The sequence below is a fragment of the Chitinivibrionales bacterium genome (genome assembly GCA_014728215.1).
Classification (GTDB): Bacteria; Fibrobacterota; Chitinivibrionia; order Chitinivibrionales; family WJKA01; genus WJKA01.
This window is the reverse complement of sequence record WJLZ01000032.1, coordinates 24,377-43,806: the sequence shown is the minus strand read 5'-3', so window position 1 is coordinate 43,806 and position 19,430 is coordinate 24,377. Positions and strand designations below refer to the sequence as shown.

The following is a 19,430-nucleotide window of genomic DNA, read 5'->3' as shown; positions in this document are numbered from 1 at the left end:
TGCTCCACTATCCTAAAAATCGAGTGTTTGTCGCCAGGCAACCTTGGCGTCGATACGGGAAAATTCACAAACCGGTTCTCCCGCTAACCCGATAATACGTATCATATCACCCTTTTCAACGGTTCCGATCTTTGCGCAGGGAAGCCCCTTGAGCAGTGACTCGAAGGACGCCGCATTTTCGGGCGCAACTTCGATAATAATTCTTCCCGGCGATTCGGAAAAGAGTATCTCCGTATCGGTGGAACACCCCTGCGAAGGAACATCAGCCAGCGACAACGAAGCTCCCAGTTCCCCGGAGAAACACATTTCGGTAAGGGCAACCCCTAAACCACCGTCGGAAACATCATGACAGGAATAAACCAGCCCTTTGAGAATCGCCTGATGAATGGCCCGGTATATTTTTAACGTCCGGGAAGGCGAATGAACATGGGGAACAGCACTGTCGGAAATGCCTTTCATCAACGCGTATTCGCTCGCTCCCAGTTCCCGGTAGGTGTTTCCTGTTATATAAAGATAATTACCCGGTTTTTTGCAATCCATGGTAACGGCATTCCGGACATCCTCGATTTTTGCCACGACACTTACCAGAAGTGTTGGGGGGATCGATATTTTGGTTGATCCTATCCGGTAATCGTTTTTCATGCTGTCTTTGCCCGAAATCAGGGGCGTCAAATAATGGAGGCACATATCATGGAGCGCCTGATTGGCCCGCACGAGCTGGGCAAGCTTATGCTCGCCATCGGGATTATCCTTGCTTTTCAGTGGATCACACCAGCAGAAATTATCCAGTCCGGCCATGTGATCGGGATTTGCTCCTGCGCATACGGCATTCCGCACGGCTTCATCAACCGCACAGGAAGCCATAGCATAGGTATCGATATCGCTGTACCGCGGCACAATGCCGTTTGAAACAACGATACCTTCATTTGAATCGAGCAACGGCCGAACTACCGCGGCGTCAGAGGGGCCGTCATTACGGGCGCCGCACAGGGGCTTGACCACACTTCCACCCTGGACCTCATGATCGTACTGCCGCACAATATATTCTTTACTGCAAATATTTAGCCGCTTGAGCAGGTCGATAATATCCTGTACAGGATTGTCCGAAACAATGGGGCCGGCTTTGCTCTCCTTTGGTGTTTCCCAACGGGCGACAAGCTCCATTTTCGGAAGACCGTTGTGAAGAAATTCCATTGCCAGTTCGCCGACTGTTTCGTTGTTATATTTAACGACGAGGAACCCATCATCGGTAAACTCCCCCAGATCGGTCGCCTCGACCGCCCATTCCTTTGCCAGGGCAAAGAATTGATCGAGCTGCTCCGGCGAAACTGCAACGGTCATCCGCTCCTGGGCTTCCGACAGGAATATTTCCCAGGGCTCCAGTCCGTGATATTTGAGCGGTGCGCGCTCGAGATTGACTACCGCGCCTCCGGTATCCTCGGCCATTTCACCCACCGATGACGATAATCCTCCGGCGCCGTTGTCGGTGATCGAACTGTACAAATTCAAATCCCGGGCCTTGAGCAGAAAATCGGTCATCCGTTTCTGAGTGACAGGGTCGCCGATCTGGACCGCGGTTGCCGGCGATCCCTCGTGGAGCGGCTCCGATGAAAAGGTCGCGCCATGGATACCATCCTTGCCGATCCGGCCGCCAACCATAATGATATGATCGCCAATTAGGGCCTTTTTCTCGTACCCTTTTCGTCCGTTAATCTCGATCGGCATTATTCCCAGGGTCCCGCAATAAACCAGCGGCTTTCCTAAAAAACGATCGTCGAAAACAATCGTGCCATTGACAGTCGGAATACCGCTCTTGTTCCCGCCATGCTCAACGCCTTCCCGGACCCCCTCGAATACCCGCTTGGGATGCAATATGCGGGGCGGAATCTCCTTGTCGTAAAAAGGTGAGGCAAAGCAGAAAACGTCGGTATTGGCGATAAGACGGCTGCCCAGACCGGTCCCGAAAGGATCTCTGTTAACACCCACAATACCGGTGAGCGCCCCTCCGTAGGGATCGAGTGCCGAGGGACTGTTGTGGGTCTCCACCTTGAAAACAACCGCCCACGTGTCATTGAATCTCACCACCCCGGCATTGTCCTTGAATACCGAAAGACAGATATCATCATCACCTTTCATCGACCGGACACTCTCGGTGGCATTACGGATATAGACCTTGAAAAGGCTTGAAATTTTCTGCGGATGACGGTCCTCTTCGTAGTAGGTAATGCCGGCACTAAAAATTTTGTGTTTGCAGTGCTCCGACCAGGTTTGTGCCAAAATCTCGAGTTCCACATTGGTAGGGTTTTCCGGAAGACCCCGTGATGTGCGGTGCTCTTTGATCTCATCCTTGCTGTAGTAGGAACGAATCGCCTTCATTTCATCGAGCGACAGGGCGAGCATGCCCTTCCTGCTGATTTTTTCCAGTTCCCCGTCATCGACGGCAAGATTAACCTCATGCCACATCTCGACCTCGGGGACATCGGTAACAACAGGAGCGCCGAAATTGCCCGTGTGGACCCTCAGCCACTCATCCCGGGTATAGATATCGACCGTTTGAATCAGATCGTTGGCCAGAATCTCCTTTGCAATCCGCTCAACATGCTTTTGAGAGATATTTCCCTCAAAAAAGTACTGCGTAGCCGTATGAACCGAGAAATTTTCGGGAAAATCTCTTTTCAGGGTAATTACCACGGCCTCTTTTGCTGTTCTTCCCACATTATCGGTCACGCCCGGCCTGAAACCGACCTCGACCATCCAGTCGAAAGTATCGCAAATTGAGGCATTTATCTTATATTCCTGCACAATCGGATCGGTGAACGGCCCCTCTGCCAGTGTCTTAAGATCCTCGGAAGATAAACGGCCGTTGAGGATATAGACCGTCGCGCTTCTGACCGAGGTAATCGTTCCGATTCCAAGGTCGTTAACGATGCGGTTTCGGGTTCGCTCGCCGATTGCGTCTCGATGATGGCTTTTGGTGCCTACATAAATACGGTCTGCCATGCTTTTCCTTTTCGGGCAATATGCACTGATTTCTCAAAATCTCTTATTAGAGACTGTTAAAAATATTTATTATTACAAACCAGGGCAAACTATCTAAATATATAGGGGGATAATCCGACCGAAAGGAAACTAGCCTGCTAGGAATCTTCTTCTGAACTGAAAACAGGAATAATGCGGGAAATGCCCGAAATGTCGATTATCTCTTTGATATCCTTTGGAGGTTTGAAAAGTCGAAGATCTCCACCGGATTCATTGATAATCCTGAACATTTTGACAATCATACCAAGCCCCTGACTGTTGATAAAAGTCATACGGCTCAAATCAAAAACAATCTCTTTTCTGTTTTCTTCTATGCATCGAGATACGATCGATTCCAGTGTGATAAAATCTTCATTGCGAAACAGCTTTCCGATAAGCATCACCCGAAAAGGTTTTTCTGAAGAGAACAGCTTAGTATCCATTGGGACCCTCCGGATATTTTGCTATCGTAATCCTGTTGCCTTTTTTGTTGAAAGCGACATCATCCATAAATTTTTTAACAATAAACAAACCTCGTCCATTCTCCTTGAGTAGATTTTCCGGCTTCAAAGGATCAGGCAAATGAATATAATCGAATCCCTCGCCTTCATCGATAGCGCTGACTACGACCTTTTCGGTATCCACGTTGAACAGAACAACAACTTTCTTTTCCGTATCACCTCTATTGCCGTGGATTATCGCATTGGTTAGAATTTCGTGAACACAGAGTTTGGTCCGGCGGATATCCCTGCCGGTATATCCATTATTATCCATATCTTCAAGGACCCTCGAACAGATATCTTCAATTTTATCGAGTGTATGAAGGACAAGGATATGGGGGCGTTCACCTTTTCTGAACCCGGACTCTTTTAAAATCTTTTCCGGATCTCCCAGCTGGATAGACAGTATTGTGAAATCATCGGCCAGAGGTTCGGAGCCCCTGAACTTGTTGAGATCCAGAAGAAGTGACCCGACAAAATCCCGGATCGGCTGCTCTCCGTTATCGGCAACGGCCGTTTTCAACCGTTTGATCCCGTACATCTCATCCTTTTCATCAACAGCTTCAGTTAGTCCATCGGTGTACAGAATCAGCTTGTCATGGGTCTGAAGCTGCACGGTTTCATCGTTGTACTCGGCGATATCGGCAAGAGATGTATGGCCGATAAATGAGCCACGCGCTTTCAGCATGATGAGTCTTTTTTCTTTTTTCCGGTAAACAATGGGCTGCGAATGCCCGGCATTGGCATAGACCATATGGTGGGAAACCGGATCGATGATTCCCAGAAAAGCGGTCAGGTAATGGCCGGTCTTTATAAGCCGGGAGACATGCTTGTTGACCAGATGAAATATTCTTGCCGGAGATTCGACTTTCTCGATAAACTGACTGAAAAGCATCTTTGCCATTGCAGCGATCAGGGACGCCGGGACGCCATGGCCCGCGACATCGAAAATAAGCACCGCTACTTTATGACGAGGCGTGAAAATGATATCATACAGATCCCCTCCCACTTTCCCGGTAGGCATGTAAACCGCCCAGGAGTGCATGTTGATTATTTCCGGCAATTCTTTGGGGATAAGGCCTTCCTGAACGTTCTTTGCAATCTCAAGCTCTTCATTGAGCGAGGCATATGCTCTTTTCAGCCGGCTGTGGGCCTTTGAAAGCTCCCTGGTCCTTTCACCGATCAGATCGTTGAGACGGCCATTGAATTCTTCAAGCTTCTCCCGCTCTTCACGCTCCTGTACATAGAGCGTCTCGTACTTGTCCATCACTTTCTTCTCGGAAGTTCTGTCGGCAAAGAGGAGAAGCATCAATTCCTTTTCGTCAAAAAGCCGCGCCAGAGGAACACCGCTTATTTTGAAATAAAGCTCTTCACCCCGGCCGTTCCGGGCCCGCACATTGCTGAGCTTGACCCGTTTCTGCCCGGCAATCGCCCGGGTGATTTTCTCCTTTTGTTTGTCGGTACTCTCCAGAAGACAATGGTTATCGAAAAGAGATGCAGTAACCATAGAACGGGAATCGACGCCAACCATGGCGGCAAAATCGGCATTGGCCGACACAATCCGCCTCCCGGAATCGACTACACACGCAGGAATATTGATACTGTTGATAAAATATTGTATTTCTCGCTGCATGACCGACTGATATCTGGAAAAAGGCACTGGTGAAAAGCATGATGCGGAGATCTGTTTTATTGTACCATGGGGGATTGTTAACTACAAGGCAAAAAACGAGCGCATAAATAGTTGTGGTATTGCTGGATACTGGATCCCATTATCGTCGTCTAGTATCCCGATCCCTTATCCCCTTCTCTTCAACGTTCATTCACCTTTCACCCCTTCTCCCTACCCTCGCTCAATCCCCAGCATCCGTATCTTCCGGTGAAGGTTTGTGCGCTGGATTCCGAGGAGTTCGGCAGTGCGGGGGATATTCCAATCGTTGAGTTCGAGCTGGGTTTTCACATAGGCTTTTTCCAGTTCATCCTTTGCCTCCTGCAACGAACGGGTCCGGGTGAAAAGATCACTGGTGACATTATCACTTCCCTCTCCGGTAAGGGATGCTACGAATTCTCCGGTAATCTCGATTTCGGATGACAGGATAGCCGCCCGTTCCACGATGTTGCGAAGCTGCCTGATATTACCCGGATATTTCTGTCGCATCAACACCTGCAATGCTTCGGAAAGGAACTTTTTCCGGGAGGCGCCGTTTTCTTTGCAGTAAAGGTCCAGAAAATATTCGGCCAGTATCGGGATATCGTCGATCCGCTCCGACAGCATGGGAACGGATACCGGGAGTACGCAGAGACGGTAGTAGAGGTCTTCACGGAAAGTCTGTTCGGCAATCATGCTTTCGAGGTCCCGGTGGGTTGCGGCAATAATCCGGACATCAACGGAAATAGTTTTTGTTCCTCCCACCCGCTCGAATTCGCCCTCCTGGATCGCCCGAAGTACTTTGGTCTGGGTATTGAGATCCATGTCACCGATTTCATCTAAAAGAAGCGTTCCCCTGTGGGCACACTCGAATTTCCCCTTTTTCTGCGCCACCGCGCCGGTGAAAGCCCCTTTTTCGTGACCGAAAAGCTCGCTCTCGATAAGATTTTGCGGAATTGCCGCACAGTTAACTTTGACAAAAGGGCCCTTTGCCCGCTCGCTGTTCTTGTGGATCGCAAAGGCAACCAATTCCTTACCGGTCCCGCTTTCTCCCCGGATCAGCACCCGTCCGTTGGTAGGCGCAATCTTCCTGATCTCCTGCTGCAGCTTCTGAATAACCGCACTCTTTCCCACCAGCGCATACTTCTCTTCATCCTTTTTCCGGAACGATTTCAACTCATCCCGCTGCATCTTGGCGTCGCAGGCATGACGGACTATCTGTTTGACTTCGATAAGCGACAGCGGTTTCTGAAGAAAATGATACGCACCCATCTTGATTGCTTTCACCGCAGATTCGATTGTTCCGTGACCACTGATCATGATCACCTCACAATCGGCCCCAAGCCCCTTGATCTCCGCAAGCGCCTCCAGACCATCCTTGCCGGGCATAAGAATATCCATCAGGATAATATCAGGATACTCTTGTTTAAAACACCGCACCCCCTGCTGCGCATCCTCGGCAACAATCACCTCATAGGATTCATCCTCTAAAATCTCGGCCAGCGTTTTCCTGATATTCGCTTCATCATCAACAACTAAAATTTTAGGCATGTCCGGTGCTCCTTGCTAATAAGAGAGTCCAATGTCTAAGGTCAAAAGACAAACAGCCATTGGCATTAGTTTCACGTGCGACCATCTTTCTTCCCTCTTCGACCTACGCCCCGAGACTTTCGCCCCCATACTAAACAGTCATTCGTATCGTAAATCTGCACCCCTCGCCGACGTTCGATTCCACCGCGATTTTTCCGCCGTGAAGATTAATTATCCGCTCGGTGAGGGCCAGGCCGATACCGTTGCCGTGCTTTTTTGTTGTAAAGTATGGTTGAAACAGGCGTTCCATATTTTCCTTTGTAATTCCGCAGCCGTTATCGGCTATCTCGATAATAACCGTGCCGTTTTCACAGAAACTTTTCATCTCGATTGTGCCCTCGTGATCGGTTTCTCCGATAGCCTCGATACTGTTCTTTATCAGATTGTTCAATGCCTCACCCATCTGCCGACGGTCGAGTTTGAGAATCGGGACCGTATCGGCAAGATCGCAGGTGATTGCAACCTTGTCCCCACCAAAAAGGGCAACGGAGTCGCGGATAACATCATTGAGTTTCTCATCTTTTAACACAGGATCGGGAAATTTCGCATAGGTATGGAATGTATCGACAAGGTTCTGGAGATTACCGATTTCGGAGAGGATAGTAGAAGTCGTGCTCTTGATTACTTCGGGAAAATCTTTACTTTCGGTTAGATATTTTTCGTACATCCGCTCGGTCGAGAGCTTGATCGGGGTAAGGGGATTTTTGATCTCATGGGCGATAACCCTCGCGACCCGCTGCCACATCGCCTTTCGCTCGGCAATCAGTTTTTCCCTTCGGGCAACACTCAGTTTTTCGGCCATGGTGTTGAAAGACCTGATAAGCTGTCCGATCTCTCCCCCCGTATCCTCGGGGATCGTATAATCGAGATTATCCCGGGCAAGCTGCTGTGTGGCGCCGGTCAGATTGGCCAGGGGCTTTGTTATGCGGGAGATAAAAAAGTAGCCCACAATCAGCGAAATGCAAACGACACAGCCGAAATAAACCAGGCTGAACAGAAGGACCTGCGACACAATGGCGTCTTTTAAAACCGTAATCTGCTGATAGCGTTTCAGTGCCGACGCCGCGGCTTCCCGGGTTTCACTCCCCTGCACATTATCCACCGCACCGGTCAATACCGACTCGATAACAGGATCTTCACCCAGCGCCGAAAGAGCATGAGCAGTCTTGACATAATAGACTATCAGCGGCACGGTCGCCAAAAGAACAATGCAGAAAAGCAGAATAAATGTCTTGGCTTTGAGTGATAACCCTTTAATCATAATGCTCTTTCCCGCTCGAGTCACCAAATCGGAAATCGTGGATAACTCCCCCCTCGGGACCTCCTATTTTCCATACAGAAGGACCGAGCCTTTGAACGTCTCGGTGCGCACCGAAGGACGCTTGTAATCCCAATAGTACATCAAATCGATCTCCTTATCATCAAGCGCCTCGATCTTTGTTTTTCCTAAAATCGAATAAATTTCAAAAAAGTAATCGCCCGTTGCCTCTATTTTATGGATCGATACTACCGGCACACTGGTGAATGTGGATACCACGGCAAGGGCCGAATCGAGTTCGCCGAAGGTCTCTTTTGCATCGTTCTCCTGACGGTACACAACATATTCCTTATCGAGCATGTTATAGAAGAGCGTGTGTTCGGATGATACCTTGGCGACAAGCTCTCTGGAATCCTCCTCTTTGACTTCAACAAAAAGGTAGACAATTATTTCAGTACCGGTCTGGGAGAGTTTCCGAAGATCTCTGGTATATCCGTTTTCGAGCCGGCAGCTCAACTGGATTTCATTGGGGGTCAGCACCAGTTTCGGTGGAGATATAGTAATATCCGACGTGCCGAAAGCGATCATTCCGGCAATGAGAGCGATACTCTTTGCGCCAACCAGTATACCGATTATGAAATTCATATTCTTCTTTAACTAAAATAATTAGTTCTGTCCCATTATTCCTTTCCAAAGAAATAATTTTGTATTATCCGACGGGCACCGGCACACTCCTTGGAGGTAAGTGTCGATTCGAGGGCCTTACTCAGGTGAGCCGCTGAACGGAACCGCTTCTCCTTTTTTTTCCGAAGACACTTGTTGATTATCCGGTTCATCTTTGATCCGGTTTTCGGGTTCATTTCGGCTGGCGGCACAGGCTCCTTATGGACAATAGAATACATGATCGATGCCGCATTTTCTCCGGTAAAGGGCTGATATCCGGTCATCATTACATACAGAAGGACTCCTGTGGAGAAGATATCCGTGAAGTGATCCACCTTTTTGCCCTCCACCTGCTCGGGCGACATAAACTCGGCCGTACCGGCAACAAAATCCGGATCGGTGATATTTTTCCCCCGCTCCTGCATCCACCGAGCAATACCGAAATCGGCCAGCTTGCAGTAACCCTGCCGTGAAATCAGCACATTTTCGGGCTTAATATCCCGGTGAATAATCTCCCGTGCATGAGCATGCTCGAGCGCCCGGCAAATGTCCATACCAACAAGCGCGACAACAGACCGGGGAACCCCCCTTCGCCGGGAAATATATGCCCCAAGGGAAGTGCCCTCCACATACTCCATGGCAAGATAATAGCTCTTTGAAATCTGTCCGTAATCGAAAACCTGGATCACGTGGGGATGGGACATGGATGCCAGAATACGGGCCTCTCTCGCAAAACGCTCACCAAAGGAGAGGGGATCGGTAAGGTGCGGATGAAGCATTTTCAGGGCGACCACCTTATCCAGGTCCTTCTGTACGGCTCGATAGATCGTTGCAGTGCCGCCCCGGCCGATCTCATCATTGATCTCATAGCTACTCTCCTGCCCGTTGGGTGATATCTCCATATTGCGGTTCTCACCCCGGCGCTTGAAAGCGGATTGTACGCTTTTCCGAAGCTGCTCCACCGAAAAAGGCTTCTCCAGAAAATCACCAACCCCCGACTTGATCGCATCCACCGCAGTCGTAATATCAGCATGCCCCGATATCATGATCGTCTCGACCTTATACCGCGCCCGTATCATCTCCTTGAATGTCTCCATACCATTGCGGCCCGGCATCTGAATGTCCATCAAAATCAGATCCACCTGATGCGAGTCGAGCAAAAAACAGCACTCCTCACCATTACATGCCTCGATCACGCAAAAACCATCATCCTCGAGTATATCACGCACCGATTGCCTGATCAACGCTTCATCATCAACAACTAAAACAGTTCCCGCACCAATACAAGTATCATCACTATTCATAACAATTCCTCCAGTATGAGCAAGGGTTAATGCAAATAAAATGCCATGAAAAAACAGCCAATCAATATTATATGGCAACCCTTTTAATCGTGTGATAAAATGTATCACCAATGATACGCTTCCCTCTCCCCCCTTTCCTGAACATTCACGATGGAATGAAAACGCTTTTTATCGGGCCATCTTTTGATGTACTTTATATATTGCACCGCTCCGCCGGCATTCCCGGAAAAACCTCTTCAAAGGCGGCACAGGGAGAATGGTGGCATGCTTTTTGTTTTATCAGGGGAGCAAGCAATGGATGAGGAGTACCGATGATTTTCCGCTTTTTTAATGTTGTTTTTGTTTGCCTTATCATTATGGGATTTGCTGCAACCGCATCGTTTGGTGACGATGATCTGCTGCTTGTCGATCAGGATGGGGAAAGTGATATCATAGTGGAGCCGAGTGGGCAGGTTGATCGGGCTAAAAACAATGAAAAGAGAGATGAGAAGAATGATGGATCCGGGGAGAATGAGGATACTGATAAGAGTTACTTTGCTCCGGTGAACGATATCTCCCGCAAGGGATTTGCTCATAAGCTCTTTTTTTCGGAGACCCCCGAAATCGGCCATCCCTGGCGGGGCGGTATACGGACCAATATAACCTCGGTTAAACTTATCGAGGAACGTGATGACGGCGCCACCATGGATACGGCGGTGCTCCCCTTGCCGATATTCGATTTTTATTTCACCTTTGCCCAAATCATGACAATCGATATTCTCTATGCCGGTATTCCGATATTCGAGACCGGCAGCATGACCCTGGGTGATAATTTCTCGCTGATAACCCTGAAGTCCTGTCCCTATACCGTGCCGTTCAACGGCCACGCCTACAAGGCGGGCGGAGGCCTCAAACTCTACGGGGCCAAATCACAGATAACCGATCATCTGGGTGACGGGTTCCCGCTTGAAGAAGACCGGGCCCTGGGTCTGTTCGCCACTCAGGGACTCACCTTCAACAACCGCCACCGGATCAATCTCTATTCCTCGCTGAATTTCAGAAACCAGGGTTCGGCGTCCGGCAACACGCGGCTTATCACCACCTATTACCTCGCCCCGGCCTACCGGATCTACTGGGGTAAAAAACTTGATTGGAGTTTCCGATTCGAATACTACATGATGAACCCTGTCGACCTGCCCCTCCGCCTGTTCCAGATACTGGGTTCCGAAGACAATCTCGATTTCTACAATCCCGACCGGCTCATGTTCTCCCTCCTCTTCTGGGGATTCTCCTACAACACCCGCCACCTCCGGATCGACCTTACCCTGATCAACCATATCTCCTTTGCCGACCGCCCCTATCTCATGCTCGGATTCGGATGGGACTTCTGAAGAAAGAACTGGAGTAATGGGCAAAAAGCCAACGACGAAACCCGGCATTCCACTTCCCCATCACTTCTCCACTCCAAATCTTCCCAGTATCATTTTTGACACAACCCATCGATATTTCGTATCACCGGTGACACTTACCTATGCCACGATTTCACACAAATACCTGTAACTTATTATTATTTCACATCTTACAACCAGCCTGTCTTCATGGCATACCCTTTGCATCACAGAACCCGGAGGCAGAATGACAGAAGTAAAGAAAAGGACTGAACCATGATCGCATTACTGAAAAAAATCTTTCACTACCTGGGTTCCATGCCCATTGTAGTTTTCTGGCCCGAATGAAAAAATGTAAATTTATAGATAACCACATATGTAAGGAGGGAGCTATGCGTCTACTCAAATCGCTTATCGTTGGTGCGATAATCTGTACGGTCTTTGCCGGCTGCGGTCTCAATCCCTTTGGTGCAGGCCAGCGGGGTCTGAAACTTTTCGCCAATATCGGCAAGGCCATGGAACGTCCTGAGGCGATCAACGAAGAAAACAACAACAAGGAAACGGTCAAAGCAGCGGTCTCCAGCGGCCAGGGCATGGCAAAACGGCTGGCCAAAGCCCAGTCGGGGGCGGCCGAAGACTGGATGGTCGACAACGGTATCTCCTGGAGTGGCGATACCCTCGTCTACTTTGAAAAAGTAAACGACAAGCCTACCGAAGAAGATCCCGACCGCCTTGCAACCGGATACGCCGAAGTCAAAGCCCGTTATACCGGCGACCGTATTGATTCACTCGCTCAACTGCAAACCAATCTGATCGACGCCGTTTATTCCTGGTATTTTATCGGACGGGAACGTCAGACCCAGGGGTATAAACGAAATGAAGTCTGTTCCCTTCAGGTGCACATCCAATTCTCCAACCCGGTCCTCGGAGAGCTGGAACCCGGAAATTCATGGTTCTGGGCAAAAAATATCAGTGAAACCGATTTCCTCGGTAAAGGCGATACCACCTCCTTCCAACTCGATTCGATCGATAGAATAAATTATACTCAGTCCGGCGAGGGCCACTACTACGACGCCAAAACCGGCGATCATCATGATGAAGGTTCGCGTTCCTTCACTTATTATCTGACTGTCATTCATAAAAACACCCTCGATGAAGCCAAACCATACCACCGCTATCAGGACAACGAAGGTATTGTCGAATTCTACCTTCCCTGGGAAGACAGCGAATCGGACCAGCTCTATTTCCGGATCTATTTTGAACGTGATTATCAGCGGCGAGGGAAGGTGTACGAAGGGGGTCCCAATGGAATATTACGGATAGAGTTCACCCACGATGAAAAAATGGGTGACGGCGAAGCGACCTTCTATGACAAAGACGGAAACGTGATCGAACACAAAGAACACAAAGTATATTAAAGAATAGCAATATGAAACACACTATTATTTTGCTCATGATTTGTACCGCTCTTGGCCTTCCCGCCCACGCGGGGGAGGCTGAGAGTACGGTCGTTTTACAGCCTGAGGTTTCCAGGTACAACTATGATGCCATCCCCAAAGATCCGCTGGCCTCGGCATTCTTCTCGGCATCCCTTCCGGGTACCGGACAGTTATACAACCGGGAATTTTTCAGAGGAGTTATCACCGGTTCGGCATTCTATACGGGCCTCTTTACCACCTACTATATGCTCTCCCGGTGGGAAAAACTCAATACCGATACCTTCTATGTCCGGGAATACAGCGAAACCGGCGATCCAACGAATATTTACCATGAAGCCACCGCCCTTAAACCCGACGATGAACAGGGGGGACTTCCCACCGAAGAAAAAGTCATCCTGGGCGCGGCCCTCACTCTGGCAGCGTCAAGCTATGTCTTCGGTATCATCGACGCTTACCAAGGCGCACAGCGGTTCAACGAAAAACTCACTTTCAGCAACGCCGACCGGTTCGATATCAAACTGGGCGCAGACCCCATCGGAAAAACCGTCGTTGCCGCAGCGACGTTTAAATTTTAATGTCTTCATAATTAACAAATGATTTAGATTAAGGGATGGAAGGGGTTTCCACCCCTTGTACCCCACGTTGTAAATGCTTTTTTATAGCTATGCGCAATGTGCGCATAGGGAGGGAAAACGAGCGTACGAGCATACGAGAGGAGAAAAAAACCATGCTTCAACGCGACAACAAGGTGGGACTCATCCCTGATCTCATCTTAATCTGCCTCTTAATAAACATCATAAACATCTGCTTTTTATCGTACAGGACATAATATAATGGTATTCCAGTTGTAATGCCGGCGAAAAGAATCAAAGATTAATGATTCTCCTTATATACTTTTCCAGATTACGTATCGAAGGATATTGTTTCATGGTCAGCAATGCCTGAGCAGGAGTAAGTATGGCAAAATTTCCGGAAGACCATTGAACAATACTTATGCAGGCATTAAAAATAGTATTGCAACAAAGCCTGGACATTTCTCATGGTAGCCGAACGTGAAATCCGCAGCGCAGGACGCTATGCCTTTCGCAACGATCCCCGCAACCGCACGGGATTCGAGTGGTAGCCGGTGTCGTTTAAGCCGCACCGGATCGTGACGGAATCGGGGTTGGAGATGATTCCTTAAACTTCTAAACTAGCTCCGTCTCCTGAAGTCGCGATTCGCCTACATCGTAAAATCATCAATTGACGCCCAGGGCGCTGCTTTTTTGACCGACACGATCCCATTGTCCCGAGCCGCTTCGGTGCTGTAGATTTCACTTACACCGATAATGACCCCCTGTGCATCTTTGAGTATGAAATACGGCTTATTGAGTCCCGACACTTTCTTTTTATATCTCTTGTTAACAGGAGCGTTCCGTATGGCGGCTGATATCATTTTCAATGTTTGCCCTTTTGATTCGTATTTCTCGCTTGTAAGGATCCTTTCTCCCGATGCTGCCGTTAAATTGAAATAATACTCGTTGTCATTCATTTTCTGAATGATAAACTTGCCTGCCACAACAATCTCCTTTCGATTCCTGGTTGTATTTAAGCACTTTTACTTTTTCACGACTATCCGCTTTATGCCTGTTGAATGCGCCGTAAACACGAAAGCCAAACAGGAATTCAAACAACGAATTCCCGCCAACCGTAACGCTCCCGGTTTCACGGGGACAAGCTTGACCACCAATTTATGTGTTGAATAATCTGTTGCTTTTAAGCCATTTACTTGCAGCAACAGTAAAAGCCAAACTTCCAGCCTTGCCGAACAATTCCACTACGCCATTGGTAACCGGCCATTTCCGGAGCCTGCGGAAAGGCCGGGAATTACCGGCATGCCGCCGGTAATTCCCTGGAGGTATCAACTATCTGCCTGTGTTCTCGATCATGGCCTCATCGAGATTCGGCGTCCGTTGAGCATCCATGCAAAGATGAATGAACCTTCTATATGAATCTCCATTGTCTAAATTGAGCTCCGACCAGAATGAGACGTGAGGAACAATATAAACCTCTTCCCCTTCCGTCATTGCCAAATACGATTCGACCGGTTTCAGTGAAGACACACGGTTCACCTTGATTTTATTATTTGGTGGTGCAACTGCATTTTCTTTATTCTCTGCCCATTTCGTAAGGCGTTCACCCGTCACCCCGGGCTTGACCATCGTTTTTATCTGCACCGGTTCCAGAACCGGATTTGAAAACTCCATGGCACACAGTTCCTGGTTCCCCGCAAAGGTGGCTTTGAAAAAAGCGGTATTATCGATAATATGCCGTCCATTCACTTTCCGGGTGAATCGATAGCTTTGTTTAGAAATCACGGGAATGGCATCACCGCGCACCTGAACGCAATCCGTTTCGGTATTGGCGAATACGAAATTCCCGGCATCATTCCCGAGAAGCTCATTAAGATATTTCTGTGCCTCAGCTTTCAATGCACTGAGTTCGGTCTTGCCGGTGTTTGCAAGGGGTTTTTTCTCGGTGGTACTATTATAATAGAAATACCGCCCCCGCTGTTCGTCATATCCGGTACGAACGCTGTTATCGGCATTTTCAACGATTGTGCAGGCGCCTCTGGTTTTGACTTCACCGCTCGAAGCACAATTTACTATCGCTGAAATTTCAAGAAGGCGATTTTCCGAGTAGGGCGTTTTTTTAACTTTGTATGCAACCGGCCGTTCGGTAACGCGTTCGGCATTGCGTATACCGAATGAGGTAAGATCTGCCGACAGGGGCAGCTTCGTTGTTGAACAGGAATTAAGAAAAGTATCGACCAACTCGTTTTTTTCCAGGTCTGCAGCGTGTGTGTTCCCGATCACCAGCAACAGGAAAGTGATCGGAAACATAATTCTCTTTATCATAAAGTATTCCTTCCTCGTTAATTTCCTCGAATTTAATTAATAATCAGGATCACCGACAGTCGCCCAACCGAGCCACCCCATGCCGTCCGGCGCCATTTCATTTCCCGCAGCGGCCCAGGTCTCATAGCCATAGGTGGAATTGGCCGCTCCCGTTGCCGGCTGAAGACCGGGATAGCCGGTAACCGTGTATATCCAATGGATCTGCGCCTGGCGCCACGACCAGTAGAGCGACTCTCCATTGTCCACCCAGCGGTCCCAGAATTCATCCGAGATTTCATTGGAATAATTATGATCGTATGTCGCGGCCCGATGGCCCTGGACAGCGTGAACCCCTTTGAATGCGGGACCCCACCGCTCATGCTCATTTAATCCCGAACCGGCCCTATCATACATCTCATCGACAAACCATTCACAGGCTGAGGCCTGTACCCACTTGAGATATCCCGATCCTCCGAATTGTATGTCAATCCAGCAGGTAATCAGGTACGCACCATTGCACCCAAGATAGGGGCCATCTCCCCATCCATGGCCGGAATAAAACAGAAAATCGACATTATTGGTTTCCGCGGATGTTCCCGACCATCTGAATGCCGTGCACTCGGAATCCCTCCGATTGTAACGGAGCCAGCTATTGGTTATATTATGACCTTGTACAGCGGCAGCAAAGCCGTCAGCTTCATCATGAGGCTTCATAGGATCTAACCAGCCGCACGAGCCATTAACAGAATAATCCTCTATACTGTGGGTCGCATACCACAAATAGGACGGTACTGCATGCAGACTTGCAGAAAAGACCGTCAGAAAAAGTGTGCAATATATTATTTTCGTGATCATAGCGAATTCTCCTTGAACAGGCGTTAACTCCAAAAAGTGAGCAACAAATACAAAAAGGGACGGTGCATGTATATCATGCACGACGGTCACCTTTACTCCGGGGATCCTGAGCAACTCTTGGCGGGGTTACAGGATTCCCGTTATTTTTCTCCTACAGTCGTAATTAGATATCACCTCCTTTCCTATGTTTAAAAGATGTTATCTCACTCGAGCTTTATTCTACCCAAGTCCTTTCGTTCACCTGCGGTGATATTAAACAAAGTATCCACATTTAAGGTATCTGTCATTATCTTATGTGAAGCAACATCTTTAGTATGGAGATCAAATTCACCTTCAGGAATATCGTGCAATACAAACCTGTTGTTGTTATCAAGACTGTCCAGATAGGGAGAACCGGGGATATACACCGGAAGGTCTTCACGTAATATATCGAATGTATCGCTAACCACTCCTGTTACCGAACCAACCGGTTTCAGCGGAAGGATTACCGTATCCGGTTGTGCGGAAGGGGTTGAATTTATGCCGCTGAAAAAGGCCCCGGTACCCGGGACGGCACTAAAAGAAAGTACATTATATATTCCCGAATCGAGCACGCCGGAAACAAAACGTCCCTTGTCATCGGCGATCATCGATGTGTCGAACCCCGAATCATTATAGGGTATATAATCGCTGCTGTATATTCCGATCGCTGAATATGGATTCGAAGTCCCTTCGATACGGCCACAGGATGAAATGACCGTTGCAGAATTCGGCGTTTCCGAACCACTGCCGTCGGAGGTCTGCACAGGCGCATTGGAGCAGGAAATTTTGAGAAGAACGGTAAGGATCAATGCACAGACCAGCAGTCGTCCACAGCATCTGTCAACCAGCATTATCAATATCCTCTCTGCAAACATGGGTGACCGGAAAGGCCTGAAAATTTATCTGGTACACGCCGCTGATATTAGAATCATTATTGGCGATCTCCATAAGTTTTCTGCGAAAATGTTGTATCGCTTCGGCAACTTCCTTAAAACCTCCTTCAGACAGACTCAACGTTAAAGTCGATATTTCTCTTTTTTCCTTTGGAAACCGCACCAGCGCGTCTTTGGCAATATCCATCATCGATATCTGAAAATTCCTGATCGCCTGTTTCTGAATATCCGTGCCCGCGGTAATAAATACATCCGCCAGCTCAAATCCGCCGTCGGAAGTGGTTTTGATAATACCTAGTTTCTCGAGAAGATCAATGGCCTGTTTTGCCTCGGAAGGCTTGATACCGGGAACAAGCATTTTCGCGATCGCTCCGGTATCGTGAGGCCTGGGGAAAAAATGAAGCAGCTCCCGGATAACCGTATGATACCACACGCTATAGAATGTATACTGTTCCTGCGACAACGGCGCAGCTTCGGGATACTTTTTCTGCTCCAAGAGCTTATCAAAATACAGGCGTTTCGCTTCATGGCTGCGTGCCTGACAAAAACGAACAAGAAGCTCAAAATATTCGGTGCTCTTTTTATCCAGTTCCAGAACCTCCGAAAGCCTGAGCACCTGCTCCGGGGAGATATTTCGTTTGCCCTTAAGCACCTTGGAAAAAAGACTCGGATCTATCCCTGCTTTTCCGGCAAGAGCACGGGAGGAAAGACGGGAAGCGGTTTTCTGCTTTTCTGCAAGTATGTCCATCAAGAACTGTCTATAATCAAAATATTCGAATACACCCGACATCTAAGCTTCCTATTTCTGCAGATAAAAATGCAAGCATTTTTCTTTAATGCGTGGACATTTTGTCCACATTGTGAACCTGCATTTAACGATTAGAATTAAAATACATATGTTTCAGGCCTACAGTACAGTTCCAGAACAAATTTTTTGTCCATAGGATGTGAGCTTTAATTTCCAACAGCGATAGAGAGCAAAGGCGTACCGCGCTCAGGTGTCTTTTGACATGGGAAAGATATGGAAATTGATATGATATACCCGGTCGGGATTTGTATCTTCCCGCGCAATACTGAGAATCTGTTGCCGACATTCCCTGATCTTGTCGGTTACCTGTTTGAAGGATTTTTCGGAGATGCTTATTGTCATGGTGGATAATTCACGTTCGTTTCTGGGGACCTTATCCATGGCATTCCTGGCAAGATCCATGGTCTGAATATGAAAATCACTGATTGCCACCGAATTAGCCGTATCACCGGTACTGATACACCGTTCCTCGGGTTCCCAGAAGTCCTTGGGGCCCTTTCTGATAAATCCAAGTTTGGCGAGAAGATCTATGGCGCTCTTTGCCTGGCTCTGAGTAATTGAGGGATAGACCATCCGGGCAAGGGATTTGAAATTATTTTTGAATTTGAAAAAGGTAAGAAGTGCCCATATGGCCGAATGATACCATCTGGAGTAAAACTCAAATTTGTGAGGCTGAATTATCTTCACATTCTTATGCATGAATCTGGAGATATCCTGTAGACGATAGCGCTTCTCCTGTTCATCCGTTGCCTGTGTGAATTTTGTAATCAGCAAAAAATATTCGGTTTCCCTTTTATTCAAACCGAACGTCTTTGCAAGCCTGAGGACTATTTTCTCGGATATTTTCATCCTCCCCTGGATTATATGAGTAAAGAGGCTGGGGGATTTTGATCCGAGGCGGGAATTTATATACCGGTGGCTGAAATGGGGATCCTCGAGTTTCCGTTTGTGATAGGCATCCAGAAGAAATAATCGATGGTCGGTATATTCATAAATATCAGGCATAAGTGGGCTTGTTCATCAAATTCAAATCCTGTTAGTTCTCTTCTAAATATATTATTAATGTGTTTGGCCAAACAACCATAATAAACCAAAGACCTCAAATCAACACCGTTCTGTGGTGAATTCATCGGCGGATTTCAGGAAAAAACCACCGAAACATCACTCCATCATTCCAGTACTCCACTACT

Annotated in this window: 17 protein-coding genes; 4 read left to right on the top strand and 13 right to left on the bottom strand. The window is 48.1% G+C overall.

The genetic code is table 11. From position 1 onward, the window contains the following. Positions 1-12: 12 nt before the first annotated feature. The 7 genes from GF401_02240 to GF401_02210 all read right to left on the bottom strand — a co-directional run bounded on the left by GF401_02240 (position 13) and on the right by GF401_02210 (position 9,981). Positions 13-3,000: a phosphoribosylformylglycinamidine synthase gene (locus tag GF401_02240; GenBank protein ID MBD3343866.1), complete on the bottom strand. Its 2,988-nt coding sequence runs from the start codon at positions 2,998-3,000 to the stop codon at positions 13-15. Between the two features lie 137 nt (positions 3,001-3,137). Next, positions 3,138-3,461 (bottom strand): STAS domain-containing protein, encoded by a 324-nt coding sequence (locus GF401_02235; protein ID MBD3343865.1) that lies wholly within the window; start codon positions 3,459-3,461, stop codon positions 3,138-3,140. After that, complete coding sequence (locus GF401_02230) at positions 3,451-5,151, bottom strand: SpoIIE family protein phosphatase (protein ID MBD3343864.1); 1,701 nt, start codon at positions 5,149-5,151, stop codon at positions 3,451-3,453. Before GF401_02230 ends, GF401_02235 begins: the two co-directional genes overlap by 11 nt. 210 nt (positions 5,152-5,361) lie before the next feature. Then, positions 5,362-6,717: a response regulator gene (locus tag GF401_02225; protein MBD3343863.1), complete on the bottom strand. Its 1,356-nt coding sequence runs from the start codon at positions 6,715-6,717 to the stop codon at positions 5,362-5,364. A 130-nt stretch (positions 6,718-6,847) separates the two neighbouring features. Next, positions 6,848-8,017, bottom strand: coding sequence for a HAMP domain-containing protein (locus GF401_02220; protein ID MBD3343862.1), 1,170 nt, complete (start codon positions 8,015-8,017; stop codon positions 6,848-6,850). A gap of 63 nt (positions 8,018-8,080) precedes the next feature. Next, positions 8,081-8,659, bottom strand: coding sequence for a DUF4390 domain-containing protein (locus tag GF401_02215; GenBank protein MBD3343861.1), 579 nt, complete (start codon positions 8,657-8,659; stop codon positions 8,081-8,083). A gap of 35 nt (positions 8,660-8,694) precedes the next feature. Further along, a complete protein-coding gene (locus GF401_02210; protein ID MBD3343860.1) occupies positions 8,695-9,981 on the bottom strand; it encodes a protein kinase in 1,287 nt (428 codons plus the stop codon). A gap of 311 nt (positions 9,982-10,292) precedes the next feature. Here GF401_02210 and GF401_02205 point away from each other — a divergent pair, with 311 nt between their 5' ends. The 4 genes from GF401_02205 to GF401_02190 all read left to right on the top strand — a co-directional run bounded on the left by GF401_02205 (position 10,293) and on the right by GF401_02190 (position 13,362). Further along, a complete protein-coding gene (locus GF401_02205; protein MBD3343859.1) occupies positions 10,293-11,351 on the top strand; it encodes a hypothetical protein in 1,059 nt (352 codons plus the stop codon). Positions 11,352-11,367: 16 nt separating this feature from the next. Beyond that, complete coding sequence (locus GF401_02200) at positions 11,368-11,520, top strand: hypothetical protein (GenBank protein MBD3343858.1); 153 nt, start codon at positions 11,368-11,370, stop codon at positions 11,518-11,520. Positions 11,521-11,740: 220 nt separating this feature from the next. Next, positions 11,741-12,766, top strand: coding sequence for a hypothetical protein (locus GF401_02195; GenBank protein ID MBD3343857.1), 1,026 nt, complete (start codon positions 11,741-11,743; stop codon positions 12,764-12,766). 11 nt (positions 12,767-12,777) lie between these two features. After that, a complete protein-coding gene (locus tag GF401_02190) occupies positions 12,778-13,362 on the top strand; it encodes a hypothetical protein (protein MBD3343856.1) in 585 nt (194 codons plus the stop codon). 647 nt (positions 13,363-14,009) lie between these two features. Here the strand turns inward: GF401_02190 and GF401_02185 are convergent. The 6 genes from GF401_02185 to GF401_02160 all read right to left on the bottom strand — a co-directional run bounded on the left by GF401_02185 (position 14,010) and on the right by GF401_02160 (position 19,245). Beyond that, positions 14,010-14,318 carry a DUF1508 domain-containing protein gene (locus tag GF401_02185; protein MBD3343855.1) on the bottom strand — a complete coding sequence of 103 codons (309 nt, stop codon included), beginning with the start codon at positions 14,316-14,318 and terminating at the stop codon, positions 14,010-14,012. Between the two features lie 373 nt (positions 14,319-14,691). Then, positions 14,692-15,684, bottom strand: a complete 993-nt coding sequence (locus GF401_02180) for a hypothetical protein (GenBank protein ID MBD3343854.1) — start codon at positions 15,682-15,684, stop codon at positions 14,692-14,694. 36 nt (positions 15,685-15,720) lie between these two features. Then, positions 15,721-16,518, bottom strand: a complete 798-nt coding sequence (locus GF401_02175) for a hypothetical protein (protein ID MBD3343853.1) — start codon at positions 16,516-16,518, stop codon at positions 15,721-15,723. A 203-nt stretch (positions 16,519-16,721) separates the two neighbouring features. Then, entirely contained in the window at positions 16,722-17,390 is a 669-nt protein-coding gene (locus GF401_02170) for a hypothetical protein (protein ID MBD3343852.1), read from the bottom strand. Then, the gene (locus GF401_02165) at positions 17,380-18,222 is read right to left on the bottom strand and encodes a TIGR02147 family protein (GenBank protein MBD3343851.1); all 843 of its coding nucleotides are present in this window, start codon (positions 18,220-18,222) and stop codon (positions 17,380-17,382) included. The genes GF401_02170 and GF401_02165 overlap by 11 nt, the downstream gene beginning before the upstream one ends. Before the next feature lie 204 nt (positions 18,223-18,426). After that, positions 18,427-19,245: a TIGR02147 family protein gene (locus tag GF401_02160; protein MBD3343850.1), complete on the bottom strand. Its 819-nt coding sequence runs from the start codon at positions 19,243-19,245 to the stop codon at positions 18,427-18,429. Between the last annotated feature and the right edge of the window lie 185 nt (positions 19,246-19,430).